This window comes from Nocardioides iriomotensis (genome assembly GCF_004168035.1).
Taxonomy (GTDB): domain Bacteria; phylum Actinomycetota; class Actinomycetes; order Propionibacteriales; family Nocardioidaceae; genus Nocardioides_B; species Nocardioides_B iriomotensis.
The window spans coordinates 162,663-181,330 of record NZ_SDPU01000022.1; the positions used below are offsets into that span (position 1 = coordinate 162,663).

Here is an 18,668-nt window from a genome sequence, read left to right on the forward strand (position 1 = left end):
TCCGCTAGGCTTCGGGCGTGCGTAGAGCCAAGATCGTCTGCACCCTCGGTCCCGCCACCTCCTCCCCGGAGTCGATCCGGGCGCTCGTCGACGCCGGCATGGACGTCGCTCGGATGAACATGAGCCACGGGAGCCACGCCGACCACGAGAAGGTCTATCGGATGGTCCGCGAGGCCTCCGACGCCACCGGTCACGCGATCGGCATCTTCGCGGACCTGCAGGGGCCGAAGATCCGGCTCGGGAAAGTATCGGCTGGGCCGTGCCAGCTGGAGGAGGGTGCGACCTTCACGATCACCACGCGTGAGGTGCCGGGCGACACGGAGATCTGCTCGACGACGTACGACGGTCTCCCCGGCGACGTCGCGAAGGGCGACCAGATCCTCATCGACGACGGCAAGGTGCGACTCGAGGTGCTCGAGGTCGACGACACCGACGTGACGACCAGGGTGGTCGTGCCCGGACCCGTCAGCGACAACAAGGGCATCAACCTGCCCGGCGTCGCCGTGTCGGTGCCGGCCCTGTCCGAGAAGGACAAGGAGGACCTGCGCTTCGCGCTGCACCTCACGGTCGACTTCATCGCGCTGTCGTTCGTGCGCTCGGCCAAGGACGTCGAGGACGTCCGGATGGTCATGCACGAGGAGGGCATCTTCCTGCCGGTGATCGCGAAGATCGAGAAGCCGCAGGCGATCGACAACATCGAGGGGATCGTCGACGCGTTCGACGGCTTCATGGTGGCGCGCGGCGACCTCGGCGTGGAGTGCCCGCTGGAGGACGTCCCGTTCCTGCAGAAGCACGTGATCGACGTCGCCCGCCGCCACGCCAAGCCGGTCATCGTCGCCACGCAGATGCTCGAGTCGATGATCACCAACCCGCGCCCGACCCGCGCCGAGGCGTCCGACGTCGCCAACGCCGTGCTCGACGGCGCCGACGCCGTGATGCTGTCCGGCGAGACCAGCGTCGGTGACTGGCCGACCGAGACGGTCGAGACGATGGCCCGGATCATCGAGTCCACCGAGGTGCACGGCCTCGGCCGGATGACCGCCATCGACTGGCAGCCCCGCACCCGTGGCGGCGTCATCGCCAAGGCGGCCGCCGAGGTGGCGCAGCGGGTCGGCGCGAAGTACCTCGTCGCGTTCACGCAGAGCGGCGACTCCGCCCGCCGGCTGTCGCGCTACCGCGGACCGATCCCGATGATCGCGTTCACGCCCGTCGCGGCGGTCCGCTCCCAGCTCGCGCTGTCGTGGGGCATCGAGACGTTCAAGGCGCCCGAGGTCGAGCACACCGACGAGATGGTGCGCCAGGTCGACGAGCACCTGCTGAAGATCAACCGGGTCGTCGAGGGCGACCTCGTGGTGATCATCGCGGGCAGCCCACCCGGCCTTCCCGGCTCCACCAACGCGCTGCGCATCCACCGCATGGGCGACGCGATCAACGAGGTGGCACCGGCGTACCGTCGCTTCGGCTGAGGCTCAGCTCTTCGGGCCGACCAGCTCGTCCAGCCGCGCCACCCCGGCCCGCGTCGACACCGACACCGTCCAGCGGCCACTGCGTCGCCACGGCACCTCGACGAGGTCGAGCGCGTCGGTGCACCAGCCGAGGATCTGCTCGGACCGGTTCACGAACTGCCACCGGGCGTAGTCGTAGCGCTTCGTCTCTCCCGCGACCGTCCGGGTCGCCCAGTTGGCGACGCGGGCGCCGTCGGAGTGGAACAGCCCGCGCAGGAAGTCGCCCGGGCGGCGTTCGACGACCTGCCACTGCCAGTCCTCCATCGGCAGCACCCGCTCGTGCTTGCGGCCGGGGCCGTGCTGGGGGAGCAGGCAGGGCCAGTGGTTCCAGCCCACGGAGATCGTGCAGGAACCGTTGCGAAGCCGTCGGTGCGGTCTACCGCCGGGCTTCACCAGACGGAGCAGCTCCTCGACCCGGTCGTTCAGGTCGGTGTAGGTCGCATCGTTGTAGATGTGCAGCGTGAAGACCCCACGTGGTGATGTCTCGATCCACCCGTCGCCCAGGTACCAGCCGAGGAGCTCGGCGTATGCCTCATCTGCGAGCGTGGCATCGCCGCAACGAGGGCACGGAACTCGGGTGTGCGCTTGGCCGCGTGGTCTCCCGCGGCGTTGGTAGAGGCGTCGCCAGCGTCGGATGGTCTTGACCGCCACACCGTGCTGGGCGGCGTTCTCCGCATCGCCGACACCAGCGTCTGACGCGGCGAGCGCTGAGGCGACGAGCTCGTCGGCGCGGACGTGGACCATGCCGTGATCGTGGCGGCCCGCGCCGACAGTTCGGCGCGGGCATCCACTGGTGCCGGGTGTGGGACTTGAACCCACACGCCCTTTCGGGCAATGGTGTTTGAGACCATCGCGTCTGCCGATTCCGCCAACCCGGCCGCCGGTGACGGAGCCAACCGTAGCCGAGAAACCCCTTGCCCAATCTCTACTGACTCACTATAGTTTGAATCCGGAACGTCAGAGGGAGGGAACGTGCGCGGACTCAAGGACCTGGTCGACCGGTTGAACCGTCAGAGCCAGGAACGGGCGCGCGCCAACGCCCGCGCGGCCGCGACCGAGCTGTCTCGGGCGCGCGTCGAGCGCGAGGAGGTCGAGCTGTTCCTCGCGGCCCACGCCCCGCGCCGCCGGGTGAGCCGCACAGCCTGACCGACCGGCCGGTGCGACCGGCGCGGCCCCCGGATAATCTGAGCCGCGTGACCGCACCGCAGGAGACCCCCGTCCGCCGCGTCGTCATCGCGGAGGACGAGGCGCTCATCAGGCTCGACCTCGCCGAGATGCTCGGCGAGGAGGGGTACGACGTCGTCGGCCAGGCCGGCGACGGCGAGCGGGCCGTCACGCTCGCCGAGGAGCACCGTCCCGACCTGGTCGTGCTCGACGTGAAGATGCCCAAGCTCGACGGGATCAGCGCCGCCCAGCGGATCGCCGAGCAGCGGATCGCGCCGGTCGTCATCCTGACGGCGTTCAGCCAGCGCGACCTCGTCGAGCGTGCGCGCGACGCCGGCGCGATGGCCTACCTGGTCAAGCCGTTCACCAAGAGCGACCTCGTCCCCGCGATCGAGATGGCCGTGAGCCGGTTCGCCGAGCTCCAGCTGCTCGAGGCCGAGGTCGCCGACCTGTCGGAGCGGCTCGAGACGCGCAAGGCCGTCGACCGTGCGAAGAGCATCCTGCAGAAGCAGCTCGGCCTCTCCGAGCCCGACGCCTTCCGCTGGATCCAGAAGACCGCGATGGACCTCCGGCTGTCGATGCGGCAGGTCGCCGACGGGGTCGTGCAGCACGGTCCGAGCGTCGGTGGCGCGGCCGGCAGCGCCGTCGGCGGCGGAGACGCCTGACACAGACAATTCCGACTATTTCGGACATCGTCCGAGCGTCGGCCTGGGGGAGGTCACGAAATGGCAACGACCCTCCACCAATTTCGTCAGAGGTCGCCAGAAACAAGGGGTTTTGGCGCTAGGTTCGCTCTCGCAAGAGCGACCCTGGGTCCCTGAGTCCGGGTATCGCTGACTCTCCTGACGACGGAGGCCCCATTGATTCGCCCCAACCGCGCCTGGCGCGCAGCTGCGGTCCTCGCGACCGCGGCGCTGGTGCTCACCGCCTGCGGCAGTGACACCGAATCGGACAGCGCTGACGAGCCCACCAACAGTGCCAGTGCCTCGGGCGACGAGAGCCCGGCCGCTGAGCCCAAGGGCGACGGCACGCTGCGCATCGGCTCGCTGCTCCCGCAGACCGGTGACCTCGCGTTCCTCGGCCCGCCGGAGTTCGCCGGTGTCGACCTGGCCATCAAGGACATCAACGCCGCCGGCGGTGTCCTCGGTCAGGACATCGAGGAGTTCGACGCCGACTCCGGTGACGGTACGCCGGACATCGCCGGCTCCGAGGTCGACAAGCTGTTCAACCAGAAGGTCGACGCCATCGTCGGCGCGGCCGCCTCGGGTGTGTCCGTGTCCGTGATCGACAAGATCACCGGCGCGGGTGTCGTCCACTTCTCGCCGGCCAACACCGCGGCGGGCTTCGACACCTACGACGACAACGGCCTCTACTTCCGCACGGCCCCGTCCGACCGTCTGCAGGGCCAGGTTCTCGCGAACCTCGCCGTCGAGGACGGCTTCTCCAACGTCGCCATCATGGCGCGCCAGGACTTCTACGGTGAGGGTCTCGCCGAGCAGGTGAAGTCCACGCTGGAGGAGAAGGGCGCCACAGTCAGCGAGTACGTCCTGTACTCCGCCGACGCGCAGAACTTCACCGCCGAGGTCAACAAGGTCGCCGCCTCCAAGCCCGACGCCATCGTGCTGGTGGCCTTCGAGGAGACCACGAAGATCGTCCCGCAGCTCATCGCCAAGGGGGTCGGCCCGCAGGACGTCCAGCTCTACTTCGTGGACGGCAACACGGCCGACTACTCCAGCGAGAACTTCGACCTCGCTGGCGTCAAGGGCACCATCCCGGTCCCGGCCGAGGTCGACGAGTCGTTCAACGACCGCCTCCTCGAGATCAACCCCAAGCTGAAGGACTTCTCCTACAGCGCCCAGTCGTACGACGCCGTCGTGATCATCGCGCTCGCGGCGATCGCGGCCGGTGACGACTCCGGTGAGGCCGTCGGTGCCAACATCATCGACGTCACCAAGGACGGCACGCAGTGCTCGTCCTTCGAGGAGTGCGCCAAGCTGCTCGAGCAGGGCGAGGACATCGACTACGAAGGTGCCTCCGGCCCGACCGACATGAACGACACCGGTAGCCCGGCCTCCGGCACCATCGGTGTCCAGCTGTACTCGAAGGACAACAAGTACAAGCAGGTCGACGCGGTCTCCGGCGTCGTCAACTGATCCACCCGAGCGCCCCGGACGTCTGACGTTCTGACAGCTCAGCGAAGGGCCCGGCCGCAAGGCCGGGCCCTTCGTCGTTGGCGCTCCGTGGCTGGCACTACGTCTCGCTGTGGCCGCGCGCCGCTACCAGGGCCACCTTGCCTTCTCGGGCTCCCGCAGGCCCTGCGCACGTGCGGTCCCTGCGGGGCGGTGACGGTCAGTTCCACACGTCCTCGCCTAGCGGCTCGTCGCGCGGAACGGACCCCTCACCGCAGGGCTCGTGGTGGCCCCACTGCCTCCCTGCTGGCTGTCGTGCAGGCCAGTCCCTGCCTGGCGCCTTCCTGCCTCCGGTGCACAGCAAAGGGCCCCGGCCGCCTGTCGGCGGCCGGGGCCCTCTGCGTCGTGCTGGGTTGCTAGGCCTTGGCCAGCGTGCCCAGGTAGAGCTCGATGACCTTGGGGTCGTTGGCGAGCTGCTTGCCGGTGCCGGTGTAGGCGTTGCGGCCCTGGTCGAGCACGTAACCGCGGTCGCAGATCTGCAGGCAGCGGCGGGCGTTCTGCTCGACCATGACGACCGAGACGCCGGCGCGGTTGATGCGCCGGGTCTGCACGAACACCTCGTCCTGCATGACGGGGGAGAGGCCCGCGGAAGGCTCGTCGAGCAGCAGCACGGACGGCTCCATCATGAGCGCGCGGCCCATGGCGACCATCTGCCGCTCACCACCGGACAGCGACCCGGCACGTTGGGCACGACGGTCGACGAGGGCGGGGAACAGCTCACCGACGAAGTCGAATCGCTTCTTGAACGACTTCGGGCGCTGGAAGACGCCCATCTCCAGGTTCTCCTGGATGGTGAGCGACGGGAACACGTTGTTCGTCTGGGGGACGAAGCCGATGCCCTTCGTCACCAGCGCGTCGGCGCGCTGGTTGGTGACGTCGTCGCCGTTGAGGGAGACCGTGCCGGTGTTGATCTTCACCAGGCCGAAGAGCGCCTTGAGCAGCGTCGACTTGCCGGCCCCGTTCGGGCCGATGATGCCGACGAGCTCTCCCTGCTGGCAGTAGAGGTCGGCGCCGTTGAGGATGTTCACCCCTGGCAGGTAGCCGGCGATGAGGTCGTCGGCCCGCAGGACGGCGCCCTCGGCGTTCTTGAGGTGCTCCTCGCGGCCGGGGACCTCGAGGTCCGACCGCGACTCGACCGCAGCGTCCGGGGTCTGGTTCTCGTCGGTCACTGGGGCTCCTCCTGCTTGGCGGCGATCTCAGCCTCGGCAGCGGCGAGGATCTGCTCCTCCTGCTCCTCGGAGATGTCGGTGTCGTGGTGCGCGCCGAGGTAGGCGTCGATGACGCGCTGGTCGGCCATGACGGCGTCGGGCGGGCCCTCGGCCACGATCTTCCCCTGGGCCATGACGATGACCCAGTCGGAGATGTCGCGGACCATGTCCATGTCGTGCTCGACGAAGAGAACCGAGCGGCCCTCGTCGCGCAGCGACTTCACGTGACCGAGCAGCGACTGCTTCAGCGCCGGGTTCACGCCCGCCATCGGCTCGTCGAGCATGACCAGCTCCGGGTCGGCCATCAGCGCGCGAGCCATCTCGAGCAGCTTGCGCTGACCGCCCGAGAGCGAGCCGGCGAAGTCGTCCTTCTTCTTGATCAGGAGGAAGCGCTCCAGCAGGCCGTTAGCCCGCTCGGTGTTCGCGTTCTCCTGGCCGCGCCAGAGCGGGGCGAACATCGCCGACCGGAGCTTCTCGCCCTTCTGCCCGGTGGCGCCGACGCGCATGTTCTCCATGACCGTGAGCTTGGAGAGCACCTTGGTCAGCTGGAAGGTGCGGACCATGCCCATGCGGGCCACCTTGTACGCCGGCACCTTGCCGAGGCTGGTGCCGTTGAACGACCACTCGCCCGCGTCGGGCCGGTCGAAGCCGGTCAGCAGGTTGAAGAAGGTGGTCTTGCCGGCACCGTTGGGCCCGATCAGCGCGGTGATGACGCCACGCTGGATCTCGACGTGCTCGACGTCGACGGCGATGAGGCCGCCGAACATGCGGCGTACGCCGTCGGCAACCACGATCGGGTCGGGCTTCTTCGAGCCCGGCTCGTGCGCTACGTCGCCGAGCGCGCGGCGCGCGGCGCCGATGTCGACGCCGGTCTCGTTCTGGACTTCCACGGTTGTGGAGTCGCTCGCGTCAGCGGGCATCGATCGCCAGCTCCCTTCGGTCTCCCAGGATTCCCTGTGGTCTGAAGATCATCAGCAGCATCAGCCCGAGGCCGACGAGGATGAAGCGCATGATGCTGGCCTGGCTGGAGTCCATGATCCAGCTCGGGATCAGCGGGTCGGGACCGCTGGTGGCCTGGCTGAAGAACGACCCGAAGAAGTTGATCAGGAACCAGAAGACGATGGCGCCGAGGACGGGCCCGAGCACCCGGGCGGCACCGCCGATCAGCAGCGCGGTGTAGGCGAAGAACGTCACGTCGGTGGCGAAGAAGGACGGACCGACCGCGGCGGACCGCAGTGACGTCATGAAGCCGGCCAGGCCACCGATGACGCCACCGATGATCAGGGCCTGCATCTTGTAGGAGTAGACGTTCTTGCCGAGCGAGCGCACGGCGTTCTCGTCCTCGCGGATCGACTTGAGCACCCGGCCCCACGGGCTGCGCATCAGCAGCCAGACGATCACGCAGCACACCGCGACGAGCGCCCAACCGACGGTCATGACCCACGCGTCGTAGGCGCCCCACGAGACGATGCCGAGGTCGATCGGGCCGTTGTACGGGTTGGCGGCGCGGAACCCGGGGATGAAGTCCGTGATGCCGTCCTGGCCGCCGAACGTGTCCGAGAACGCCGCCGCACCGACCGTCTGCCGGATGATCTCGGCGGCCGCGATGGTGACGATGGCGAGGTAGTCGGCGCGCAGTCGCAGGGTCGGGACACCGAGCAGCAGCGCGAGGCCGACACAGAGCAGCAGGCCCACCACGGTGCCGACCCAGAGCGACGACCCGAAGATCGTCACGGCGCCGCCGATGGAGTAGCCGGCGACCAGCATGAAGCCGGCCTGGCCGAAGTTGAGCAGGCCGGTGTAGCCGAAGTGGATGTTGAGGCCGATCGCGGCCAGGCAGTAGATGATCGCCGTCGGGCCGAGCGCCTGCTGGACCGCGAAGCCGAAGAGATTGGTGATGTCCATGCGACGTCCTTCCCTCAGCCGACCCGCTGGGCCCGGCCGAGCAGACCCTGGGGACGGATGAGCAGCACCACGATCAGCAGCAGCAGTGCGCCCACGAACTTGAACTCGGCCGGCACGAACAGCGTGCTGAGCTCGGTGAAGAGGCCGATGATGAACGCGCCGACGATGGCGCCCCAGATGGTGCCCAGGCCGCCGAGAACGACGGCGGCGAAGACGAGCAGCAGGATCTTGAAGCCGATCTGGTAGTCGAAGCCCTGCGTGAGCCCGAGGAGCGCGCCCGACAGGCCGGCGAGGGCGGTGCCGCCGATCCACACGAGCGAGATCACTCGCTCGACGTTGATGCCCGTGGCGGAGGACAGTGCGGGATTGTCGGCGACGGCGCGGGTGGCCTTGCCGATCCGGGTGAACTGCAGCAGCGAGGTGGTGACCACCAGAACACCCATCGCCAGCAGGAACACGAGGAGCTCCTTGGGGGTCAGCAGGACCGGCCCGATCTCCCAGGGCGTGACGGCGGCGTACTGCGAGTAGTTCTGGCTCTGCGCGCCCCCGATGTACTGGTAGACGCTGCGCAGGAACAGCGACAGGCCGATGCTGACGATCATCATGGCGATCAAGCCGGTGCCGCGCCGGCGCAGCGGCCGCCACAGAGCGGCGTCGTTGAGCCAGCCGAAGGCCCCCCCGAGGACGAACGCGGCGATGACGCCGATGATCACGGTGACCTCGACACCGCCGATCGAGATCGTGCCGGGCAGCCTGTCGATCGCGAGCGCGACGAGCGCGCCGAACGTGATCAGCTCGCCGTGGGCGAAGTTGGTGAGGCCGGTGGTGCCGAAGACCATCGACAGGCCGAGTGCGGCCATCGCCAGCAGGGCCGAGAACACGAGGCCGCCGACCGCGAGCTGGAGGGCCTGGGCGGCGAACCCGGTGCCTCCCGGCCCGGCGGCGCCGATCGGGAACGTCACCGAGACGTCGTTGTCGAGGTTGATCGGCAGCTTGCGCGTGAGCACCTCGGGCTCGGTGTCCTCGGGCAGCGAGTCCTCGTTGATCTTGACGGTGAACGTCTTGCCGAGCAGCGACACCGCGGCGCCGGGCAGGTCGACGACGAAGGTGCCGTCGGCACCGGACGTGGCCTCGCCGACGACCTTGCCGGCGTCGTCCTCGACCGTCACGTCGACGCCCTCGACGGGCACCTGCGGGTCCTCGCGCCGGTCGCAGATGCGGCCGAGGATGGAGATCGTGTCGTCGTCTGTGGGCTTGGGCAGCGCGCACTCGGCGGCGGCGCCGGACGCCGCGGCCTGGGTGGCAGGGGAGGCGGTCGCAGCGGACACCGTCCCCCCGGTCAGCACCAGCGCGGTGACCAGCAGCGCCAGCAGCGCGGCCAAGCGGATCGGGCGGGCGTGCATGGGACTCCTGTCGCCTCGGATTCCGTGGATCGGGACGGGCGGGACTATAGCGACACGTACGTCGAGCGCCCCTCCGCCCGGCGTGAGTCCCGCCGGCGTCCCTCTCGTTTCTGCACCCTAAAACCATCCCGGCGCCCCCGGGACTGTTTGCGGCAAGGTTTTGCGGCAACAAACCGGTCACGCTCTCGCGGGACGACGTCCCGGTCCCGTGACCACCGTCTCGCGGCGCGGTCAGCGCAGCGCGATCACGAGCGCCGTGAGCAGCGGGGCGAGCACCAGGCCGGGCAGCAGGTCACCCACCGGGAGCTGCTTGATCCGGAGCAGCCGCAGCGCGACGCCTACCAGCATCAGGCCGCCCGTGGCGCCGAGCGCGGCGACGTGCGCGTCCGGGAGGACGTCGCCGAGCAGCATCCCGACGACGGTGAGCGAGCCCTGCACCGCGACGAGGGCGATCGCGCTGGCGCCGACGCCCCAGCCGAACGACGCGGCGAACGCGATCGCGGCGAACCCGTCGAGCGCCGCCTTGAGGAAGAGCTGGTCGGCGCCGTTGCCGAGCCCGTCGTTGAGCGAGCCCAGGATGGTCAGCGGGCCGACGCAGAACACCAGTGAGGCGGTGAGGAAGCCCTCGATGAACCGCTGCCGCTCCGCGCCGTCGCCGCGGCGGCCCGCGCGCGCCTGGAGCCGGGTCTGCAGCCAGCCCCCGAAGCGTTCGAGCCGGTCCTCGATGCCGAGCAGGGACCCGACGACGCCGCCGAGGACGAGCGACGCCAGCACGATCAGCATCGGGGCGCTCGAGCCCACCGCGTCGACGAGGGCTGCGTCGCCGACAGCCATGGCCGCCGTACCGGCGATGAGGAGGGTGACCAGGCCGAGCGCGTCGGTTACCACGTCCCGGGTACGGTGTGACAGCCGGTGCCCGACGAGCACGCCGATCACCGTGCCGAGCAGCACCGTGGCGACATTGACGAGGGTGCCGATGCCGGGGAACACGGTGCCGCCGCTCCTGGAACAAGGTTGAAATCCGGACTACCGGATCTGTCGGTTCTAGGCGTAATCTCTCACCTCAGTCCGGTTCGTCTGTCTCGGGGTGTCTCCAGCGACCGGTTCCGTCGCAAGACCTCCCTCGCAACTACGTGAATCGTCGCCGGACGACCGGCTGGGAAGAGGTGCCCGTGTTCCGCAGCGCCGTGACGGTCCGCGACGCCGACCTCGGAGACGTCGAGGCGCTCCGCTTCGTGATGGCGGGCGCCGCCGGGCCGATCGTCGACGAGACGCCGGGGGAGGCCGACTCCGCCGTCGCGCGGATCAACGCCGACCCCGACCAGCGGCTGCTCGTGGCGCTCCTCGACGGCCAGGTGGCCGGCGCGGCGCACCTGGTCCGGGCGCCCGTGTCGCCCCTCCAGTCGGCCCAGGCGGTGCACATCCTGCACCTGCACGTCCTCGACGAGTGCCGCCGTCGCGGCGTCGGCACTGCGCTGATGGAGGCCGCGGTCGCGTGGGCGGAGGAGAAGGACACCGCCCATGTGGTGGCGGCCGCGAACGTCGGGTCCCGCGACGCCAACCGCTTCATGGCCCGGCTCGGGCTCAGCCAGCTCGCCGTCGTCCGTGCGGCACCCGTCGCCGCGCTGCGCGCCAAGCTGCCCGTCGAGGCGCCGGCGGTCTGTCTCGACAACCGCATCTCCAACCGCCAGAGCACCCGCACCGTCGGCCAGGTCCTGGCCCGCCGGCGCTCGCTACGACGGGCGCAGACCAAGACCTCCTGACGGCCGCCGTACCCCCGACGGCGCCCCCGTCACCGTCGGTGCCGGCCACTAGGGTGGCCACGTGCCTGACACCGCCCCTGACGCGCGTCCCCGCCTGCTGCTGCTCGACGGCCACTCGCTGGCCTACCGGGCGTTCTTCGCGCTGCCGGTGGAGAACTTCTCGACGACGACCGGGCAGCCGACCAACGCCGTCTACGGCTTCACCTCGATGCTCATCAACGTGCTGCGCGACGAGCAGCCGACCCACGTGGGCGTGGCCTTCGACAAGTCGCGGCAGACGTTCCGGCTCGAGCAGTACTCCGACTACAAGGCCAAGCGCAACAAGACCCCGACGGAGTTCTCCAGCCAGCTGCCGCTGATCAAGGAGGTCCTCGACGCGCTCAACATCCGCCACCTCGACCTCGAGGGCTACGAGGCCGACGACATCATCGCGACGCTGACGACCCAGGCCACCGCCGAGGGCATGGAGGTGCTGCTGCTCACCGGCGACCGCGACTCGCTGCAGCTCGTGTCCGACGACGCCACGGTCCTCTACCCCACGCGCGGGGTCTCCGAGCTGTCCCGCATGACTCCCGCGGCCGTCGAGGACAAGTACGGCGTGCCGCCGTCCCGCTACCCCGAGCTCGCCGCCCTCGTCGGGGAGGACTCCGACAACCTGCCGGGCGTGCCCGGCGTCGGGCCGAAGACCGCCGCCAAGTGGATCGCCACCTACGACGGCCTGGACAACGTGATCGCCCACGCCGACGAGATCAAGGGCAAGGCCGGCGACAACTTCCGCGAGCACCTCGGCGACGTGATCCGCAACCGGCAGCTCAACGCCCTGGTCTGCGACCTGGCGCTCGCCGTCACCCCGACCGACCTGGCCAAGCAGCCGTGGGACCGGCAGGCCGTGCACACGCTGTTCGACGGCCTGGAGTTCCGGGTGCTGCGCGACCGGCTGTTCCAGGAGCTGACGTCCGAGGAGATCCTCGAGGAGGTCGACTTCGACCTCGACATGACGCGGCTGCAGGAGGGGGAGCTGGCCGGCTGGCTCGCCGCGCACTCGCAACCCGACGCCCTGGTCGGCATGGTCGTGCAGGGCACCTGGCAGGCCGGCACCGGCGACGTCTTCGCCATCGCGCTCGCGGCTGGCGACGAGGCCGCCGCCTGGATCGACGTCGAGCGGCTGTCCGCGGGCGACGAGCAGGTGCTCGCCGACTGGCTGGCCGACGGTCGGTTCCGCAAGGTGCTGCACGACGCCAAGGGCCCGATCCTGGCCCTGGCCGCCCGCGGCTGGCAGTTCGTCGGGCTGGAGCGCGACACCGCGCTGTCGGCGTACCTCGCCCGCCCGGACCAGCGTTCCTACGACCTCGCCGACCTGACTCTGCGCTACCTCAAGCGAGAGTTGAAGCTGTCGACCGACGACTCCGACGAGGGCCAGCTGAGCTTCGACTCCGTCGGTGACGACGGCACCGGCGACACGGCCATGCTTCAGGCCTGGACGGTGCTCGAGCTCGCCGCCGCGCTCGACGAGGAGCTCGGCAAGGGCGGCGGCACCCGGCTGCTCGGCGAGATCGAGCTGCCCCTGATCGGCGTGCTGGCCCAGATGGAGCGCACCGGCGTCGCGGTCGACGTCGACCAGCTGCAGGCGCTCGAGTCGCACTTCGCGGGCGAGGTGAAGCTCGCCGCCGACGCGGCGTTCGAGCAGATCGGCAAGGAGATCAACCTCGGGTCGCCCAAGCAGCTCCAGGTCGTGCTGTTCGACGAGCTCGGGATGCCGAAGACCAAGCGCACCAAGACCGGCTACACCACCGACGCCGACGCGCTGCAGGCGCTGTACGTCAAGACCGAGCACCCGTTCCTCATGCACCTGCTGCGGCACCGCGACGTCTCGCGGCTGCGGCAGACCGTCGAAGGTCTGCTCAAGACCGTCGCGTCCGACGGGCGGATCCACACGACGTTCAACCAGCTCATCGCGGCCACGGGCCGGCTGTCATCCACCGACCCCAACCTGCAGAACATCCCGGTGCGCACCGAGGAGGGCCGCCGCATCCGCGAGGCCTTCGTCGTCGGGGCGGGCTTCGCCACCCTGATGACGGCCGACTACAGCCAGATCGAGATGCGGATCATGGCGCACCTGTCCGAGGACGACCTGCTGATCGAGGCGTTCCGGTCAGGCCGCGACTTCCACGCCGCCACCGCCGCCCGCGTCTTCGACGTCGACGCCGCCGAGGTGACGACCGAGATGCGCGCCAAGATCAAGGCGATGAACTACGGCCTCGCCTACGGCCTGTCCGCCTACGGCCTGTCCCAGCAGCTCGGCATCGACACCGGCGAGGCGCGCGGGCTGATGGACGAGTACTTCGAGACGTTCGGCGGCATCCGCGACTACCTCGGCGGCATCGTCGACGAGGCCCGCCGCACCGGCTACACCGAGACCATCTACGGCCGCCGCCGCTACCTGCCCGACCTGACCAGCGACAACCGCCAGCGCCGCGAGATGGCCGAGCGGATGGCGCTCAACGCCCCGATCCAGGGGTCGGCCGCCGACATCATCAAGGTCGCCATGCTGCGCGTCGACGAGGCGCTGCGCGAGGCGAAGCTGAGGAGCCGGATGCTGCTCCAGGTCCACGACGAGCTCGTGTTCGAGGTGGCCGCGGGGGAGGAGCAGCAGCTCGACGAGCTCGTGCGCCGCGAGATGGCCGGCGCCGCCGAGCTGACCGTGCCGCTGGACGTCTCGGTCGGGACCGGCAGTTCGTGGCACGAGGCTGCGCACTAGCTGCGTGCCCTAGACCACGGTCGTCAGGTTTCGTGACGTTCATCACCTGACGGGACGATTTCCCGCCTTGAGGGGGATCGGCAACATTTCTGCAACATTCCTCCGTTGCTTCCCCGTTACCAGCGAGTACCTATAGTCTCGCCGGGCCGTGACCTAGGGAGGGCACGCCGCCGGGATTCATCGGGATCCCGGCATTCTTTTTGGAGGGAGCGCGCCAGCATGCGCAGAAATCTGCTGGTCGGCGTGGTGCTGATGGTGGCGGCCGTGGTGGTCGTCGTCGTGAGCGACCTGTTCGACCTGAAACTCGACTCGGCTGCCCTGTTGGGGCTGGCTGTCGGTGCCGTCGTGGCACTCGTACCCGACGAGAGCCCAGCCACGCGGCTCATCGGCTTCGCCGTCGGCATCGCCGCGGCCTGGGTCGGATACCTGCTTCGTGCCGGCCTCCTGCCGGACAGCGTGGGTGGGCGCGCGGTCGCCGTCGTGGTCGTGCTCGCGGTCTGTGTGGCCGTGGCTGTCGCCACGGCCGGCCGGGTCCCGCTCTGGTCCGGGCTTCTCGGCGTCGCCGCGATGGTGGGCGCCTACGAGTTCAGCTACTCGGCTGCGCCGCCCGAGGTGATGTCCACCTCCGTGTCGGCCGTCACCGCGCTCCTGATGACCTCGGCCGTCGGCTTCCTCGCCACCGCCGTGCTCTCCCCGCGCGAGCCGCGCCCTTCCACCTTCTTCTCCCGCCGTACGACGGCGGACGAGGAGACGACCTCGTTCGACGACATGATGGAGACCTCCAAGTGACCCGCCGCATCCACATGCCGTTGCGCGTCGCCGCCGTCGCTGCGGCCGTGACCCTGACCGGTCTGTCCCTCGCGCCGGCCGCCGTCGCCGCCGGCGGCGACGTCCAGGTCGTCAACACCGAGACCGTGCAGGTGTACACCGACGCGACCGGAGCGGTGCAGACCAAGCGCGTCTACGAGCAGGTCGCGATGACCGGCTCCGGCACCGTCGACCTGGCGAACCCGATCGAGACGGACGGCCTGCGCAACCTCGACGGCTTCGGTGGCTTCGACGTCGAGGACGGCAACCAGGTCGCGAACATCGCGGTCGACGGCGAGAAGCGCCTGCGCACCGTCAGCAACTACGACGGTGACCTCCCCCTGGAGGTCTCGGTCCAGTACTTCCTCGACGACGAGCGCGTCGAGCCCGGCGACCTCGTCGGCGCGAGCGGCAAGCTCGGCGTCCAGTACACCGTCAAGAACGTCACCTCGTCGCCGCAGGAGGTCACCTACACCGACGGCTCCGGTGGCGAGGTCACCAAGACCGTCGACGTCCCGATCCCGATGGTCGGCTCCCTGACCACCGTCGCCCCGTCGAACTTCACCGACGTGCAGTCCGACCAGGCGAACATCGCCGGCGACGGCAAGGGCGGCACCAAGCTGTCCTTCACGATGACGCTCTTCCCGCCGCTCGGCTCGGACACAGCCGAGTTCGGCTACACCGCGCACATCGTGGACGGCGTCGTCCCGCGCGCGGACATCTCCGCCCTGCCGGTCAACCCGCTGGCGAGCCCGACGTTCAAGACGGCGGCCGACAGCTACCAGGGTGGCGCGACCACCGGTGAGACGCTCGCCGACGGCGCCACCCAGATCGACAGCAACCTCCTCAAGCTGCGCGACGGCGCGGGCGACCTGCTCGCGGGTCTGATCCAGCTGCGCGACGGCTCCAGCCAGCTGCAGGCCGGCCTGTCCGGCGAGGCTGCCCCCGGTGCCGCCAAGCTCGCCGACGGCGCGGGTCAGCTCGACAGCGGCCTCGGCCAGATCAACTCCGGTGCCCGCCGACTGGCGGACGGCACGGGTGAGGCGTTCGCCGGCAGCCGTGATCTCGCCGATGGCGCCAAGCGTCTCAAGGGCGGTCTCGGCGACCTCGACAAGGGTGCCGGTGACCTCGACGCGGGCGCGAACCAGCTGGCCGACGGCCAGAAGGCGTTGGCCGGTGGTCTGAAGACCCTGTACGACGGGGTCGACCTGCTGCCCGAGAGTGTCAAGGAGAAGCTGAAGGCGGACACGTCGTACAACGCCCTTCTCGGCGCGCTTCAGGCTATTGCGGACGGTGTCGGCAAGCCCACCGATGTGACGAGTCCCGTGACGGGACAGCCCGCGACTCTTCTGGGTGGCCTCAACGCGATCAAGTACGGTCTGAGGCACCCGAATGGTTACGACCCCGTCAACTGCTTGACGACGAAGACGGCCTGCGGGGCCATGGACGGGGTGCAGACCATCGCCGTCAACCTGAAGGCAGCGACGGCGGCTGGCGGCGACCTGGATCAGTTGATTGGGGCTGCCCAGCAGGCATACAGCCTCGCAGGCTGCCCCGCGCTCAGCGCCGGTCTGCCGCCTTACCCGGCGTTCCTGGGCACGCCGGCGTGCACCTACGGCGGCCTGGTGATCTATGGGCTGAATGCCCCTGTCGGAACCTCCCTGCCGTTGGTCAACAAGTCGTTCCCACTGGGTGGCGTCAAGCAGCAGTCCCAGACTGCCTCAGGGGCACTCGAGGACATCTACACCAAGGTCGATGCTGGCATCGTGAGCTTGGCCATCCCCAAGCTGGCTTCAGGTCTCTCGAATCCTGCGGCCGGCAACTGCCTCACCGCCAAGGCCACGGCAACCACGGCTGACGACTGCGGCATCAAGGAGGCAGCGACGTTCATCCAGACGACCGGCATCCCGATGCTGGTCGACGGAATCGCCAACAACATCAGTACGGAGCTGATGGCGGGCATCGGCCAGCCGACCGCCGGCTGCGACCCGGAGGAGACGCTGCGCTGCGCGGCGGCCGCGCTGGCGGCAGGCGGCGGCGACCTCACCGCCGGTGTCGCGAAGCTGGTCGACGGCGTCAACCAGCTCAATGACGGCGGCGCCAAGCTCGCCGCGGGCTCCGGTGACCTGTCGGACGGCCTCGGCCGCATCGACGACGGCGCAGGCCAGCTCGCGGACGGCACCGGCGAGGCCAAGGACGGCTCCGGCCGGCTCGCGGACGGCGCGGGTCAGCTCGCGGACGGCCTGAAGGACGCTGCGGACGGCTCGAGCCGCCTGACCGACGGACTTGCCACCGCGGCCGACGGCGCGCCGAAGCTCGTCGACGGCGCGGAGAGGCTGTCCGACGAGGGCACCAAGAAGCTGGTCGAGGCCGGCGAGGACACCGCGCAGAACTACGGCGAGCTCTACGCCACGATCGAGGCGGGCTCCGAGCGGGCCCAGACCGAGAACATGGCGTACGGCGCTCCGGAGGGCGCGATGGGCCTGACGGCGTACAGCTTCGTCATCAACGGTGAGAACGGCGAGGGTGGCCGCAACCTCACCCGCGGCGTGGCGGGTCTGGCGATCCTCGGTGCGGGCGCGGGTGCGTTCGCGCTGCGTCGCCGCCTGATCTGAGGCACCGAGCTCGAAACAGTCGGAGGGGCGTCGCCGTGAGGCGGCGCCCCTTCGCCGTGCTCAGACGCGCGGGCTCAGCCGAGGTCGGCGGCGACGATCGCCGTGCCCGGGATGAGGAGACCGCGCTCGGGTCCCCAGCCACCCCAGATCCGGTCGTGCCCCTCCGGCCACTGCGGCTCCTCGAGCCGCACGATCCGGAAGCCGGCCGCAGCGAGCAGACCGACCCAGTCGCCGAGCGTGCGGTGGTGCTCGACGTAGCGCGCCTCACCGGTGTCGGCGTCCTCCTCGACGTACGGCGTCCGGTCCCAGTACGACGCGGTCACGACGAGCCCCTCGCGGGAGGGGTCGTCGGGCATCGACCAGCGGATCGGGTGCGTGATGGAGAACGCGAACCGCCCACCCGGGCGCAGCACGCGCGCCACCTCGCCGACGCAGCGCTCGATGTCCTCGACGAACTGGAGCGCGCCGAACGACGAGAACGCGACGTCGAAGGACGCGTCGGCGAACGGCAGGTGGGTGGCGGTGCCCAGCACGACCGGGACCCGGACGTCGAGCGCCTCGTCGATCCGATGCGAGTGCTGGAGCTGGCGGAACGAGAGGTCGAGGCCGGTGGCGCGGGCGCCGCGCGCGACCAGCGACCGCGCGCACTGCGCGGCACCGCAGCCGATCTCGAGAACGCTGCGGCCGTCGACGTCACCGAGCATCCGCAGGTCGGCCTCGTCGATCCCCTCCGGCCCCCAGACGAAACCGTCGTCGCGCAGGAAGGAACCGTGCGTCGCCTGGTACTCGTCCGCGTAGGCGTCCCAGTCGCGCCGGTTCGCCCGGCGGGTCTCGACCTCGCCGACGGGGCGGCGGACCGGCTGGACCGACGGGTCCAGCTCGGGCTCAGCCATCGACGGGCGCCTTGCGACGCGCGCCCGGGATCCGGCCGGCCAGCTGGCTGAGCGGCTCGACGACCTCGTTGAGCGCCGTGACCGAGGCGTGCAGCTCCGGGACGAGCCGCGCCAGCGTGTCCAGCCGCGGCTGGATCCGCTCCAGCGTCTCGCCGAGCGCGACGAGCTGGTCGAGCGTCCCGCCCGGAGCGAGCAGCCGGTCGAGCGAGCCGCCCGGCTCCAGCCCGTCGGCCACCGTGTCCACGAGCCGGCGCGGGCCGTCGGGTTCGGTGACGACGGCGGCGATCCGCTCGAGCAGGCCGCCCTCGCCGATCACGGCCATCACCCGTTCGGCGTACCCCTGCGGCCGCCGCACGGGTCCGTCCTGGGACACGAGACGTCCCAGCGTGAGCGTGGTGTCGACGGCGGCGGAGGTGAGCCGGACGGGCAGGGTGACCAGGTCGAGGACGGGCACGGAT

16 protein-coding genes and 1 tRNA gene are annotated in these 18,668 nt (G+C 70.0%); 8 read left to right on the top strand and 9 right to left on the bottom strand.

Translation table 11 applies throughout. The annotated features are described in order from the left end of the window. Window positions 1–17: 17 nt before the first annotated feature. Window positions 18–1,466 carry a pyruvate kinase gene (pyk, locus tag ETU37_RS11595; protein WP_129987484.1) on the top strand — a complete coding sequence of 483 codons (1,449 nt, stop codon included), beginning with the start codon at window positions 18–20 and terminating at the stop codon, window positions 1,464–1,466. Between the two features lie 3 nt (window positions 1,467–1,469). On the opposite strand, the gene ETU37_RS11600 is transcribed toward pyk, so the two are convergent. Both ETU37_RS11600 and ETU37_RS11605 read right to left on the bottom strand, forming a co-directional pair. Then, on the bottom strand, window positions 1,470–2,249 hold the full coding sequence (locus tag ETU37_RS11600; protein WP_129987485.1) for a transcriptional regulator: 780 nt from the start codon (window positions 2,247–2,249) through the stop codon (window positions 1,470–1,472). Window positions 2,250–2,296: 47 nt separating this feature from the next. Beyond that, window positions 2,297–2,383: transfer RNA gene (locus tag ETU37_RS11605), tRNA-Leu, on the bottom strand. Between the two features lie 94 nt (window positions 2,384–2,477). On the opposite strand from ETU37_RS11605, the gene ETU37_RS23205 reads away from it, so the two are divergent. The 3 genes from ETU37_RS23205 (at window position 2,478) to ETU37_RS11615 (ending at window position 4,822) form a co-directional block, all read left to right on the top strand. Continuing rightward, window positions 2,478–2,651 carry a hypothetical protein gene (locus ETU37_RS23205; RefSeq protein WP_165372506.1) on the top strand — a complete coding sequence of 58 codons (174 nt, stop codon included), beginning with the start codon at window positions 2,478–2,480 and terminating at the stop codon, window positions 2,649–2,651. A gap of 38 nt (window positions 2,652–2,689) precedes the next feature. Next, the gene (locus tag ETU37_RS11610; RefSeq protein ID WP_420819109.1) at window positions 2,690–3,334 is read left to right on the top strand and encodes an ANTAR domain-containing response regulator; all 645 of its coding nucleotides are present in this window, start codon (window positions 2,690–2,692) and stop codon (window positions 3,332–3,334) included. 195 nt (window positions 3,335–3,529) lie between these two features. Then, a complete protein-coding gene (locus tag ETU37_RS11615; protein WP_129987487.1) occupies window positions 3,530–4,822 on the top strand; it encodes an ABC transporter substrate-binding protein in 1,293 nt (430 codons plus the stop codon). 392 nt (window positions 4,823–5,214) lie between these two features. Here the strand turns inward: ETU37_RS11615 and ETU37_RS11620 are convergent, their stop codons facing one another. The 5 genes from ETU37_RS11620 to ETU37_RS11640 form a co-directional block, all read right to left on the bottom strand. Then, on the bottom strand, window positions 5,215–6,027 hold the full coding sequence (locus ETU37_RS11620) for an ABC transporter ATP-binding protein (RefSeq protein WP_129987488.1): 813 nt from the start codon (window positions 6,025–6,027) through the stop codon (window positions 5,215–5,217). Beyond that, window positions 6,024–6,956 carry an ABC transporter ATP-binding protein gene (locus ETU37_RS11625; protein WP_240755683.1) on the bottom strand — a complete coding sequence of 311 codons (933 nt, stop codon included), beginning with the start codon at window positions 6,954–6,956 and terminating at the stop codon, window positions 6,024–6,026. Before ETU37_RS11625 ends, ETU37_RS11620 begins: the two co-directional genes overlap by 4 nt. A gap of 19 nt (window positions 6,957–6,975) precedes the next feature. Beyond that, window positions 6,976–7,971, bottom strand: a complete 996-nt coding sequence (locus tag ETU37_RS11630) for a branched-chain amino acid ABC transporter permease (protein WP_129987490.1) — start codon at window positions 7,969–7,971, stop codon at window positions 6,976–6,978. A gap of 14 nt (window positions 7,972–7,985) precedes the next feature. Next, entirely contained in the window at window positions 7,986–9,374 is a 1,389-nt protein-coding gene (locus tag ETU37_RS11635) for a branched-chain amino acid ABC transporter permease (RefSeq protein WP_129987491.1), read from the bottom strand. A 231-nt stretch (window positions 9,375–9,605) separates the two neighbouring features. Beyond that, the gene (locus ETU37_RS11640) at window positions 9,606–10,364 is read right to left on the bottom strand and encodes a DUF554 domain-containing protein (RefSeq protein WP_129987492.1); all 759 of its coding nucleotides are present in this window, start codon (window positions 10,362–10,364) and stop codon (window positions 9,606–9,608) included. Between the two features lie 182 nt (window positions 10,365–10,546). Between ETU37_RS11640 and ETU37_RS11645 the strand changes: the two genes are divergently transcribed. From ETU37_RS11645 to ETU37_RS11660, 4 genes are all read left to right on the top strand, one after another. Further along, a complete protein-coding gene (locus tag ETU37_RS11645; protein WP_129987493.1) occupies window positions 10,547–11,137 on the top strand; it encodes a GNAT family N-acetyltransferase in 591 nt (196 codons plus the stop codon). Between the two features lie 61 nt (window positions 11,138–11,198). Further along, entirely contained in the window at window positions 11,199–13,895 is a 2,697-nt protein-coding gene (polA, locus tag ETU37_RS11650; protein WP_129987494.1) for a DNA polymerase I, read from the top strand. 219 nt (window positions 13,896–14,114) lie between these two features. Continuing rightward, complete coding sequence (locus ETU37_RS11655) at window positions 14,115–14,684, top strand: hypothetical protein (protein ID WP_129987495.1); 570 nt, start codon at window positions 14,115–14,117, stop codon at window positions 14,682–14,684. Next, on the top strand, window positions 14,681–17,317 hold the full coding sequence (locus tag ETU37_RS11660; RefSeq protein WP_129987496.1) for a hypothetical protein: 2,637 nt from the start codon (window positions 14,681–14,683) through the stop codon (window positions 17,315–17,317). Before ETU37_RS11655 ends, ETU37_RS11660 begins: the two co-directional genes overlap by 4 nt. A 74-nt stretch (window positions 17,318–17,391) precedes the next feature. Here the strand turns inward: ETU37_RS11660 and ETU37_RS11665 are convergent, their stop codons facing one another. Together ETU37_RS11665 and ETU37_RS11670 are read right to left on the bottom strand one after the other, a co-directional pair. After that, window positions 17,392–18,210 carry a class I SAM-dependent methyltransferase gene (locus ETU37_RS11665; protein WP_129987497.1) on the bottom strand — a complete coding sequence of 273 codons (819 nt, stop codon included), beginning with the start codon at window positions 18,208–18,210 and terminating at the stop codon, window positions 17,392–17,394. Next, window positions 18,203–18,664: a hypothetical protein gene (locus ETU37_RS11670; RefSeq protein WP_129987498.1), complete on the bottom strand. Its 462-nt coding sequence runs from the start codon at window positions 18,662–18,664 to the stop codon at window positions 18,203–18,205. The genes ETU37_RS11665 and ETU37_RS11670 overlap by 8 nt, the downstream gene beginning before the upstream one ends. Window positions 18,665–18,668 lie beyond the last annotated feature (4 nt).